Source organism: Anaerolineae bacterium (genome assembly GCA_013178165.1).
Taxonomy (GTDB): domain Bacteria; phylum Chloroflexota; class Anaerolineae; order Aggregatilineales; family Ch27; genus Ch27.
In genome coordinates this window covers 34,674-45,702 of record JABLXG010000026.1, presented here as the reverse complement: position 1 = coordinate 45,702, position 11,029 = coordinate 34,674, and the positions used below count along the sequence as shown (strand labels likewise).

10 protein-coding genes are annotated in these 11,029 nt (G+C 64.6%); 4 read left to right on the top strand and 6 right to left on the bottom strand.

Annotation, left to right across the window (positions count from 1 at the left end):
• The first annotated feature begins 193 nt into the window (after positions 1 to 193).
• From HPY64_14215 to nuoD, 4 genes are all read left to right on the top strand, one after another.
• Complete coding sequence (locus tag HPY64_14215; GenBank protein NPV68292.1) at positions 194 to 550, top strand: NADH-quinone oxidoreductase subunit A; 357 nt, start codon at positions 194 to 196, stop codon at positions 548 to 550.
• A complete protein-coding gene (locus tag HPY64_14210; protein ID NPV68291.1) occupies positions 541 to 1,062 on the top strand; it encodes an NADH-quinone oxidoreductase subunit B in 522 nt (173 codons plus the stop codon). Before HPY64_14215 ends, HPY64_14210 begins: the two co-directional genes overlap by 10 nt.
• A gap of 49 nt (positions 1,063 to 1,111) precedes the next feature.
• Positions 1,112 to 1,630, top strand: coding sequence for an NADH-quinone oxidoreductase subunit C (locus HPY64_14205; protein ID NPV68290.1), 519 nt, complete (start codon positions 1,112 to 1,114; stop codon positions 1,628 to 1,630).
• Positions 1,631 to 1,722: 92 nt separating this feature from the next.
• Positions 1,723 to 2,973 (top strand): NADH dehydrogenase (quinone) subunit D, encoded by a 1,251-nt coding sequence (nuoD, locus tag HPY64_14200; GenBank protein NPV68289.1) that lies wholly within the window; start codon positions 1,723 to 1,725, stop codon positions 2,971 to 2,973.
• 67 nt (positions 2,974 to 3,040) lie between these two features.
• On the opposite strand, the gene HPY64_14195 is transcribed toward nuoD, so the two are convergent.
• The 6 genes from HPY64_14195 to HPY64_14170 all read right to left on the bottom strand — a co-directional run bounded on the left by HPY64_14195 (position 3,041) and on the right by HPY64_14170 (position 11,018).
• The gene (locus tag HPY64_14195; GenBank protein ID NPV68288.1) at positions 3,041 to 4,204 is read right to left on the bottom strand and encodes a glycosyltransferase family 4 protein; all 1,164 of its coding nucleotides are present in this window, start codon (positions 4,202 to 4,204) and stop codon (positions 3,041 to 3,043) included.
• A 43-nt stretch (positions 4,205 to 4,247) separates the two neighbouring features.
• Positions 4,248 to 4,868, bottom strand: coding sequence for a dTMP kinase (locus HPY64_14190; GenBank protein NPV68287.1), 621 nt, complete (start codon positions 4,866 to 4,868; stop codon positions 4,248 to 4,250).
• Positions 4,869 to 4,982: 114 nt separating this feature from the next.
• A complete protein-coding gene (gene tadA, locus HPY64_14185; GenBank protein ID NPV68286.1) occupies positions 4,983 to 6,551 on the bottom strand; it encodes a Flp pilus assembly complex ATPase component TadA in 1,569 nt (522 codons plus the stop codon).
• Positions 6,552 to 6,650: 99 nt separating this feature from the next.
• Positions 6,651 to 7,604 carry a hypothetical protein gene (locus tag HPY64_14180; GenBank protein NPV68285.1) on the bottom strand — a complete coding sequence of 318 codons (954 nt, stop codon included), beginning with the start codon at positions 7,602 to 7,604 and terminating at the stop codon, positions 6,651 to 6,653.
• 167 nt (positions 7,605 to 7,771) lie between these two features.
• Positions 7,772 to 8,497: a hypothetical protein gene (locus HPY64_14175; protein NPV68284.1), complete on the bottom strand. Its 726-nt coding sequence runs from the start codon at positions 8,495 to 8,497 to the stop codon at positions 7,772 to 7,774.
• Positions 8,498 to 8,654: 157 nt separating this feature from the next.
• On the bottom strand, positions 8,655 to 11,018 hold the full coding sequence (locus HPY64_14170; protein ID NPV68283.1) for a glycyl radical protein: 2,364 nt from the start codon (positions 11,016 to 11,018) through the stop codon (positions 8,655 to 8,657).
• Positions 11,019 to 11,029: the final 11 nt, after the last annotated feature.

Here is an 11,029-nt window from a genome sequence, read left to right as displayed (position 1 = left end):
AATGAAGTCGCGTGTCATTTTGAGAGAAAATACACATGCGATTTGGTGCTTAGATGGGCAACCTTCAACCGGCATCTGAATTTCAACCGCGAAAGATACACTACCGGACTTTGCAACAGCCGTGCCATGTTGACGCAGGGCGCGGCGCGTGTTAATCTCGCCAGTTAGGGCAATATTTATCCAGGAGCGCACCGTGTTACAAGACTTCTATCCCATTGGCATCCTGATCCTGGTGGTGACGTTGCTCACGGCGGTGGTGCTGGTACTCTCCCGGCTGCTGGGGCCGTACCGCCCCAACCGGCGCAAGCTGATGCCGTACGAGAGCGGCATGGACCCTATTGGTCCGGCGGTGCGGCGCATGCCGGTCAAGTTCTACCTGACTGCCGTGATGTTCATCCTGTTTGACGTAGAAGTGATCTTCTTTCTGCCCTGGGCGGTTATCATGCGCCGCATGGGTCTCTTTGGCCTGATCGAGATGGTGATCTTCACGGCGATCCTGCTGGTAGGTTATGCTTACATCTGGCGCAAAGGAGCCTTGCAATGGGACTGACATCGCTGCCAAACAAGACTGGCCTGCCGGGTGTTGTGACGACCACCCTGGAGGAGATGGTCAACTGGGCGCGGACCGGCGCCATGTGGCCGCTGGGCTTTGGCCTGGCCTGCTGCGCGATTGAGATGATGAGTACCCAGGCCAGCACCTACGATCTCTCCCGCTTTGGTATGGAACTGATGCGGCCCAGCCCGCGCCAGGCCGATATGATCATTGTGGCCGGGCGCGTGACGCGCAAGATGGCCCCGGTCGTGCGCCGCCTGTACGACCAGATGCCCGAACCCAAGTGGGTGCTGGCGATGGGCGATTGCGCCAGCTGTGGCGGCATTTTCAACAACTATGCCACCGTGCAGGGCGTGGATGAAATCCTGCCTGTTGACGTCTATGTGGCCGGCTGCCCGCCCCGCCCGGAACAACTCATCCACGGCATCCTGACCCTGCATGAAAAGGTGCGCAACGAGCCGCTCTCCAAGTGGTTCGGCGAGCCGGCTCAGTCTATCCGGGTTGAGTAAGCATCCCTGATCCGCCAGCAACAACAGAAACAGCCGACAGGTGGAACGTATGCAACCGAAAAGAGACCCTGTAACCAGCCTGCGGGAGGCCTTCCCGGATGCGATTCAGGAAGTGGTGGAATTCCGCGGGGAAACCACTGTATATGTAACTCCCGCTGCGCTGCCTGAAGTCGCCCGCTTTCTGCGCGATGGTGATGGTTTGCTGTTCAACTTCCTGGTCAGTGTGGTAGGGGTGGATTACCTGCCGGAGCAGCCGCGCTTCGCGGTGGCCTATCACCTGTATTCACTGCTCTACGGCCATCAGCTCCGGCTAAAGGTGCGGCTGAACGAGGATGAGGCCGTACCTTCTGTGACGCCGATCTGGCCCACCGCCAACTGGCAGGAGCGCGAGGTCTACGACATGTTCGGCATCCCGTTCACCGGCCACCCCGACCTGCGACGCATCCTGATGCCGGTGGACTGGGATGGCCACCCGCAGCGCAAGGACTATCCGCTCGGTTACGAAACGGTCCAGTTTTCCTTCAACTTTGACGAGATCGAACGGAACAAGCCCTACGCCAAGGGGTAGTGTTGTGTGTTGAGTCCTGAGCTGGGCGTGGCGGGAAAATGCGGACCTGACGGCCTGGAACTGACAACCTTTAACCTGGAGCGAGGCGACCAATGACCATTGCCCCGGAGATGATCAAGTGGGAAGGCACGCTGGAGGACCTGGCGCATCTGGTTTCGCCCAGAGCCTTGACCGGCGAAACGGTGCTCCTCAACATGGGGCCGCAGCACCCCAGCACGCATGGCGTGTTGCGGTTGTTGCTGGAACTGGAAGGCGAAACCATCATCAACACTGTGCCGGACATCGGTTACCTGCACACCGGCATTGAGAAAAACATGGAGGCCAAGCGCTATGAGCAGGCGATCACCATGACCGATCGCATGGACTACCTGGCTCCCATGAGCAACAACCTGGTCTTCTGTCTGGCTATTGAGAAGCTGGTCGAGCTGGATGTCCCGGAGCGCGCCCAGGTGATCCGCGTCCTGATGGCCGAACTGACCCGCCTCAACAGCCATCTGGTCTGGCTGGGCACGCACGCCATTGATGTCGGCGCGATGAGCATGCTGCTCTACTGCTTCCGCGAGCGCGAGCAGATACTGGAGCTATTCGAGATTGTCTCCGGCCAGCGCATGATGAGCACTTATATCCGCCCCGGCGGTGTGTGGCGCGATTTGCCGCCGGCCTTCATGCCAGCGCTGGAACGTTTCCTCGATTACTTCCCGGCTCGCGTGGATGAGTACGAAGCGCTGCTCACCAACAACCCGTTGTGGATCGACCGTACCCAGGGCATTGGTATCATCACGCCGGAGGATGCCATCGCCATGGGGTTGGGCGGGGCCATCCTGCGCGCCAGCGGGGTCAATTTCGACGTGCGCAAGGCCGTGCCCTATTCCGGCTACGAGACCTACGACTTCAACGTGCCGCTGGGCATTCACGGCGATACCTACGATCGCTACCTGGTGCGCATCCAGGAGATGCGCGAGAGCCTGAAGATCATCCGCCAGGCCGCCGACCGCCTGAAAAAGCTCAAAGGCCCCTTCCGCAGTGACAACCGCAAGTTCGTGCCGCCCCCGCGTTCGGAACTGGGGCGCAGCATGGAAGCCGTCATCCATCACTTCAAGCTGTGGACGGAAGGCTTTAAGGCTCCCAAAGGCGAAGTGCATGTCATGATCGAAAGCCCGCGCGGGGTGATCGCCTGTTACCTGAGCGGCGACGGCTCCAACAAGCCGCACCGTGTGCACTTCCGCACGCCTTCGTTCATCAACATTCAGGCTATCCCGATGGTCGCCAGGGGGCACCTGATCGGCGACATGGTGGCCATCATCGGCACGATGGACCCGGTGCTGGGCGACTGCGATCGCTGACGCCCGCGCCTTAGGCTCTGGCCTGATGCCCCGGTTGGCCCTGCCCACCGGGGTTTTTGTTGCCCCGTCAACGGCGGCGCAGGCGAGCCGCTTCCTCCAGGCAGGCCAGCGTGTCGGCCACCATCCGCGTCCAGGCGAAGCGCTCCAACCCTTGCCCCGTCCCCGCCGCCAGGCGATCCCGCATACCCGGCTGCAGCGCCGCCCGGAGCGTCTCCACCAGCGCCTGTTCATCCCGGTGGGGGACCAGGAAGCCGTTAACGCCCGGCAGCACTACCTCCGGATTGCCGCCTTTGGCGCTGGCGATGACCGGGGTCCCGGCCTGCAGGCTCTCCAGCAGCGTGTGGGAAAGGCCCTCGTAGCCGGAGTAGAGCACGGTATAGTCGGCGGCGCGCAACAGGACGGCCACCTGCTCGCGGGGGATACGCCCGGCCAGGGTGATGCGTTCCGCCGCGCCGCTGGCCGCTGCAATTGCCCGTAATTCGGCCAGCAGCGGCCCATCCCCGGCCACGATCAGGCGGACGTCCGGCAGGGCCGCTACCGCCCGGATCAGCGGGCCAATTCCCTTCCAGGCGGTCAGGCGGGCGACAGACAGCAGGATAGGCGTCCGCAGCGGCAGGCCGAGCGCGGCGCGGGCCTCCGCCTGGCTGAGGGTCGGGCGCGCCTGATCTGCCGGGGGCAGGGCGTTGTAGATCACCTGTACGCGCTCCTCTGCGACCCCCCAGCCGACGACCATGCGCTTGAGGTATTCGCTGGGCACGATCACCCGGTCAGCGGTACGGACGTCGCGCCTACGCAGGGCCTTGATCGCGCTGACGGCAGGGCCATAGGCGCGGCTCTGGAAGTCATCCACGTCTTCCATCGCCGGGATCAGCCCCAGCCGGACGCAACGCTCCCAGGCCTGGTCGCCGACGATCTTCAGGACGCGCGGCAGCCGCCCGGCGCCCCACAGGGGCAGGCCGGTCGTGTGCTGGTAGATCAGGTCAGCCCAGCCCAGCAGCGGGCGGGCGGCAAGCCCGTAGGCCGCGTAAGCCAGCGGGCGCAGGGCGCGGCTTCGGCGGGGGATACGGCGGACGGGATAGCCGTACTCGTCATCGCGGGGGGTGGGGTCGCCAAAGGTCAGCAGGCGCACGGTGTGACCGGCGGCCTGCACTTCCGGCAGCAGGCCGTGCAGGTAGGTCGCCGGGCCGCCCGGTTCAGGGTGAAAGATTCCGGTGGCGATAAAGAGGCGCATGGGGTAACAGCTCCCGGAGGCAGGTACGATGCAGACCGCGCAGCTATAGTCGCAGGCCGCGCAGATGCAGGGCGGCGGTAATCCGGGCGAAGACTTCGTCCGGTCCTGGCGTGGCGTCCACGGCCACCCAGCGCTCCGGTTCCTGTTGCATCATGGTCTGGTAGCCTGCGTAGACTCGCCGGTGAAAATCCAGGGCCAGCCGGTCCAGCCGGTTCAATTCCGCCTGGCTCTGCTTGCGGCCCAGCCCAACTTCTGGCGGGCAGTCCAGATAGATGGTGATATCGGGCTTCAGGCCGCCGGTGGCAAAGGCTGTGATCTGGCGCAGGGCGGCCAGGTCCAGTCCGTGGCCGTAGCCCTGGTAGGCCAGCGTGGAATCGTAGAAGCGGTCGCACAGCACGGTACGGCCTGCCGCCAGGGCTGGGCGGATCACCTCCCGGACGTGCTGGGCACGCGCCGCGCTGAAAAGCAGCGCCTCTGCCTCCGGGGCCATGACCGCCCCCTCCGGGCGGTTGAGCAGGATATCGCGCACCTGCTCGCCGATGAGCGTGCCGCCCGGCTCACGGGTGGCTAGAACATCCACCCCGGCGGCCTGCAGGGCGGCAACAACGCGCTGAAACTGGGTGGTCTTGCCGGAGCCTTCCGGCCCTTCAAACGTGATGAACACGTGGGATTTCCCTTTTCAGGCGCGGCCTCCTCTTCCCCTGCCCGGCTGGCATACCGGTCATGGAAGAGGAGGCCGGCAGGCGGTCCAACTGCATCGCGGGTAGGCGCGGGGTGCTTACCCTGTATCGCGGGAGATACGGACGTGGCGCTGCGGTTCCTTGCCCAGGCTGAGGCTGATCAGGTTGGCCTGGCGGGCCAGCTCATGCTGCCGCCGCCGGATGTAGGGCGGCTGCGGCTCCAGATCGACCTCTGTCGCACCGGTCATGATCTCGGCGATGGCTTCCTCGGCCTCACGCAGGCCAGCCGTCAGCGGGTCCTGGCTGTGCCGTTCCAGCTGGAAGACGTCGATCAGGAAGTTCTCCATCTGGGTGACGGTATTGGCGCGCAGGACGTAGATCGGCATGCCGCGCCGTTCGGCGTCCACAATCAGCTTGGGACGGCGGCGGTAGTAGTTTTTGAGCGTGAGCACTGCCTGGGCCTGTTCGACATCAGTCTCGATCAGCAGCGGCAGGTTCAGGCGGCGGGCGGCCTGTTGCAGCCGGTTGCGGGCCACGCCATGCACGTAGACGTGCAGCGTGGGCAGGTCGCGCGGGCTGCCGCCCGCCTGGACTGGCTCAAAGACCGGCCGGGAACGGGCGGTGCCATTGCGCGGACGGCGACCGCCCTCGCGCTCCGGCGCGGCGACCGCACTGTAATCCGGCTGTTCGGTGGTCGTGCGGATTTCGCCGCTAGGGGTGCGGACCCGTTTTTCCACCGGCAGCGGACGCCCGCGCAGGGCGGCGTCAACCGCTGCGGCGACATCCTTATGCACCACCAGGCTGTCACGCGTCTGCAGTTCAACCAGCACATCGAAGGTCGGCGGCGAACGGCGCTCCAGGACGGTCTTCTGCGTCCCGCGGCGGCGTGCTTCCTCATCGGAGAGCGTGACCGATTCGATGCCGCCAACCAGGTCGGAAAGCGTCGGGTTGAGCAGCAGGTTGCCCAGCGTGTTGCCGTGCGCTGTGCCGATCAACTGCACACCGCGCTCGGCAATCGTCCGGGCGGCCACCGCCTCCAGCTCACGGCCAATCTCGTCGATCACGATCACTTCGGGGTTGTGGTTCTCCACCGCTTCGATCATGACTTCGTGCTGCAGGTCCGGGCGGGCCACCTGCATGCGGCGGGCACGCCCCACCGCCGGGTGTGGCACGTCGCCATCGCCGCCGATCTCGTTGCTGGTGTCGACAATCACGACGCGCTTCTTCTCCGCCAGGACACGCGCCGCCTCCCGCAGCATGGTCGTCTTGCCCACGCCGGGCGGGCCGAGGATCAGCAGGCTCTTGCCGCTTTCGATCAGGTCCTGGATGATGTCGATGGTGCCGTAGACGGCGCGACCCACGCGGCAGGTCAGCCCGACCACCTCGTTGCGGCGGTTGCGGATGGCGCTGATGCGGTGCAGCGTGCGCTCAATCCCGGCGCGGTTGTCCAGGTCGAAGTCACCCAGCCGCTCGACGACATACTCGATCATGACCGGCGTGACTTCTTGATCGGAAAGCGGGTATTCGCCGTCAACGAAGCGGGCGGTCGGGATGCGCCCCAGGTCCAGGATAATCTCCAGCAGGTCATCGGGGCGGCCCAGCTCATCCAGACGGTAGCGGATGGCGGTCGGCAGGACACCCCGCAGTTTTTCCAGGTCGTCAGTAATCCGGCGTTCCAACGTGCTCCACACTTTCTTAGCCGGTCACCCTGCTCCGGCCAGTATTACATTACAACGGACTCATTCCGGTGCACGCCAGCGGGCGGCTCAGCAACGGCTGGTCGGCCTGCCGGGCAGGTGCATACTCCCGTGAACGGACGGCAGCGGCGCGAAAGCCGGATGCTCGATCCGCGCCGCGGTGTGGCGGACAAGCACCGTCTGGCGCGCCCAGGGTGCAAACCCCAGGTCGGTCAGCACCCCGCTCAACCAGCCCTGATACTGGCGCACGCAGCAGTAGACCGGCAGGCGTTCCGCGCGTTCCAGCGCCCACAACAGCGCCGCGAAGACCTGCACGGCAGTGGCGGTATCCTCCAGCAGCAGGTACGGCTTGACATAGATGCCCCGCGCACCGGCGCTGACCGCCAGGTAAGCCCGCACCTCGCCCCCGGCCATGTAAACCAGCCCCTGCGTATCCGGCACTGGATCGGCTTTGTGAGCCAGCCGTGGGACGGTCTGCGCGTGCAGGAAACGGATGGCCGCAGCATCGCTGGCCGTCGCCGGATGCAGGATGACCGCCGGTCGGGGCTGTGGCAGCGGGCGCGGATCACGCCGCCAGATATCCTGCCGGGCGTAGGAGGCGAACCCGGCCCGGCGCAGGGCCTCAAAGACTGCGCTGTTTTCGTCGACTTCGGCGTGCAGGTTATGCGCTCCGCGCGCCCCGGCGGTTTGCAGCAGCGTATCCAACAACAGCAACCAGACGCTTTCCTGGCCGGGTGTGTATTCCTCCGGGAGGGCTGGCGCGACAAAAACGATGTGCGCATCAGGGCTGCCTGGCTCATGCCGTAGCTGCCCGAAGGCCCGCTCCCCGGCGTAGCGGACGACCACCGTTGGGGTGCCAAAGTGGCCCAGGGGCAGCCGGGACAGCGTGGCGTCACTCAGGGTATGCAGCCCGCGCGACAGGTAACTCGCACTGTCCATGCTGATGCCGCGCGCTTTGAGGCGTTGGATCAGGGGCAGATCACCAATGGTAAACGCCCGTGCTTCAGCCTCGTGGTTGAACAAGGCGTGCCCTCAACTGCTCAAACCCGCAAAAAACGATAGGGCGAAAACCTGACTGCTTCGCCGGGCAACCGCGTCGCGGGCCAGATTGGCGTGCGTTCCTGCCTCAAATTGTACCTATCCAGGGCGCAGTTGACAATGATCGGGCGCACCCGCGCGTCAGCGACCTATCAGCATGTCCGGTAGAGGTCCCACAGGGCGGCCAGGCATGTCTCCAGCCGGGCGGCCAGCGGACCGGGTGGGCCACTGGTCACGTCGTCCTCGTTCTCAAAGACGACATAGGGCACGCGGAACCCTTTCACGGTCAGCCAGTATGGATCAGCGGCGCTGAAAGCCGCCCAGTCGCTCTCTTTGTACAGGCGCTCCAGCTTGGAGTCCGGCAGGGCGTGCTGCAGAATGCTGTCCGGGCGGTCAGGGTTGAAACGGCGGCGGTTCTTGCGCTGCGATTCGGCATAGCTCACGTCAATGTATAGCACTGCCGCCCGCCGCAGGATGTCATCTGAGAGGTGCTGGAAGGCCGCGGCAAAGCCGCCGTGTTCTGCTCCGCGCGCGAACTCGATGATCACGGTGTTCTGCTCGTGGAAAGTCGGGAAGTCGCGCAGCAGACGGGCGTATTCCAGACTGATCCGCTCGATCAGCACATGCCACAGGACGTTGTCCACAAAGTAGCCCTCTGGCGTCGTGTGCAGGCGGGGATGGCCCAGCCGCTCCAGGATGTCATCCTCCTCCAGCCAGGCCCACAGCATGGGGAAGTCGTCGATCTCGCGGAAGCCGCCGATGTGAAAGCGGCGGGCGCGCTCCTCAAACGGGATGTGCTTGAGGAAGTCGATGATCTCGCTCTTGCCGGCGGCAGGCCGGGCGATCAGGATCAGAATGTCGAAGACGTTGAGGGCCATGTGGGGCCTCCCTGTGGCTGGCGGGCGATCATACGCGGCGATTGTAAGGCCAGCAGGGCGCTCGCTCAAGGGTAGAATCGTCCGCCCCGCCGCAGCGGACGAACCGGGCCATGCGACGGGGCGGCAGGATTAGCAGCCCGGATAGGCGAAACAGGCGTCAGGCCAGCGCCTCATGGGCGGTACGGGCGATGATCTCGTCCTGCAGCGCCCGGCCCAGATCGCAGAAATAGTCGCTGTAGCCGGCGACACGCACGATCAGGTCGCGGTACTGCTCCGGGTGCTGCTGGGCGTCCCGCAGTGTGGCCGAATCGACCACGTTGAACTGAATGTGGTGCCCATCCATCCGGAAGTACGTCCGCACCAGCTGCACCAGTTTGTCTAGGTCGTCATCGCTGGCCAGCACCTGTGGCGTGAAGCGCTGGTTGAGCAGTGTGCCGCCGGTGCGCACGTGATCCATCTTGGCCGCGGAACGCAGCACGGCGGTCGGGCCGTGGCGGTCCATGCCCTGTACCGGCGAGATGCCTTCTGAAAGCGGCTGCCAGGCCCGGCGGCCATCCGGCAACGCGCCGATCACGGAGCCGAAGTAAACGTGACAGGTGGTGGGCAGCAGGTCGATGCAATAGCGCCCGCCCCGGGTGTTGGGCCGCCCGTCAATGGCGTTGAAATAGGCCTCAAACACGCGCACCATAATCGCATCGGCGTAGTCGTCATCGTTGCCGTACTTGGGTGTGCGGTTGAGCAGGAGCTGCCGCTCGCGCTGATGGCCTTCAAAGTCCTCGGCCAGGATGGCCAGCAGGGCGTCCATCGAGAACGTGCGCTGCTCGAAGACATGGTATTTGAGGGCGGCCAGCGAATCGGTGATCGACCCCAGCCCTACACCCTGGATGTACGAGGTGTTGTAGCGCGCCCCGCCATCGTGGTAGTCCTTGCCGGTGGCGATGCAGTCGTCGATTAGCAGGGAGAGGAACGGTGCGGGCATATACGTGGCGTACAGCCGCTCGATAACGTTATTGCCGCGAATCTTGATGTCGATGAAGTAACGGAGCTGGCGCTCAAAGGCGGCGAAAAGCTCTTCAAAGCTGGTGAAGTGGCGCGGGTCGCCGGTTTCCAGTCCGATGCGCTTTCCCGTACGCGGGTCGACGCCGTTATGCAGGGTGATCTCCAGCACTTTGGGCAGGTTGAAGTAACCGGTCAGGTTGTAGTTCTCTTTGCCAAAGGCGCCGGTTTCCACGCAGCCGCTGGTGCCACCGTTGCGGGCGTCGATGATCGACTTCCCGGCGCGGATCATCTCCTGAATGACAGCATCGGTGTTGAAGATCGACGGCTGCCCGAAGCCGGTGCGGATGATCCGCGCGGCCCGCTTGATGAAGCGATCTGGGCTTTTCTTGCTGACCTGGATCGACGAACTGGGCTGCAGCAGGCGCATCTCCTCGATCACATCCAGCAGCAGGTAGGTGACTTCGTTGACGCCATCGGAGCCGTCGGGCTTCAGGCCGCCCAGGTTGATCTGGGCGAAGTCGGTATAGGTGCTGCTCTCGGCAGCGGTCACGCCGACCTTGGGCGGGGCGGGCTGGTTATTGAACTTGATCCAGAAGCAGTGCAGCAACTCCTCAGCCATCTCGCGGGTGAGTGTGCCGTCGGCCAGGCCCTGCCGGTAGAAAGGCTCCAGGTGCTGGTCAAGCCGTCCGGGGTTGAAAGCGTCCCACGGATTGAGTTCGGTGGTCACGCCCAGATGCACAAACCAGTAGTATTGCAGCGCCTCCCAGAAATCGCGGGGGGGATGAGCCGGAACATGCTCGCAGACGGCAGCGATGCGCTCCAGTTCCTGCTTGCGGCGCAGATCGGCGGTCTGCGCGGCCAGCTCGCGGGCGCGTTCGGCGTGCCGCTCCGCAAAGCGAATCAGCGCCTGCGCGGCGATGCGCATCGCCTTGAGTTGCTCCTGGCGGGCGTAGGCCTGCGGGTCATTCAGGTAATCCAGGCTGGCCAGGCGAGCGTCGATCTCGGCGATGAAGTCCAGCATGCCTTTGTGATAAATCTTGTCGTCCAGCACGGTGTGGCCGGGAGAGCGTTGCTCCATGAACTCGGTGAAGACGCCCGCCTCATACGCGGCGATCCATTCCGGCGTCATCTCCCGCAGGATCATCTCCCGCATGGTTTTGCCCCGCCAGAAGGGGATGATCTCATCCGCGTAAAGCTGGAAGGTCTCCGGCCTGACGGCGAACGAGATTTTCTCCCGCGTGTTAAGGATATCTAGGTCGGCCAGCGAATGGCAGCATAGCTCCGGGTAGGTGGGGGTGGCTTTGGGGGCTGGACCCTTTTCCCCGACAATCAGCTCGTCGTCCTGGATGCAGATGGCCTTGTGCTCCAGCAGGTAGGCGAAAGCTCGCGCCCGCTGTACCGGGACGGAGCACCGCTCGGTCTCCTGCTGGTAGAAGCGGGTCATCAGCAGGGCGCGCTCCGGGGAGAGGGTGGGCCGGGCTTCCAGGCTGCGCTGGCGGAGCCGGGCGACACGTTCGGTCATGGGCATAGGCG

Bases quoted from the DNA above. Each gene is read 5' to 3' on its own strand.
- HPY64_14210 (NPV68291.1), top strand. From the start codon at position 541: ATGGGACTGACATCGCTGCCAAACAAGACTGGCCTGCCGGGTGTTGTG.
- HPY64_14205 (NPV68290.1), top strand. From the start codon at position 1,112: ATGCAACCGAAAAGAGACCCTGTAACCAGCCTGCGGGAGGCCTTCCCG.
- HPY64_14170 (NPV68283.1), bottom strand. From the start codon at position 11,018: ATGACCGAACGTGTCGCCCGGCTCCGCCAGCGCAGCCTGGAAGCCCGG.
- HPY64_14195 (NPV68288.1), bottom strand. From the start codon at position 4,204: ATGCGCCTCTTTATCGCCACCGGAATCTTTCACCCTGAACCGGGCGGC.
- HPY64_14175 (NPV68284.1), bottom strand. From the start codon at position 8,497: ATGGCCCTCAACGTCTTCGACATTCTGATCCTGATCGCCCGGCCTGCC.
- nuoD (NPV68289.1), top strand. From the start codon at position 1,723: ATGACCATTGCCCCGGAGATGATCAAGTGGGAAGGCACGCTGGAGGAC.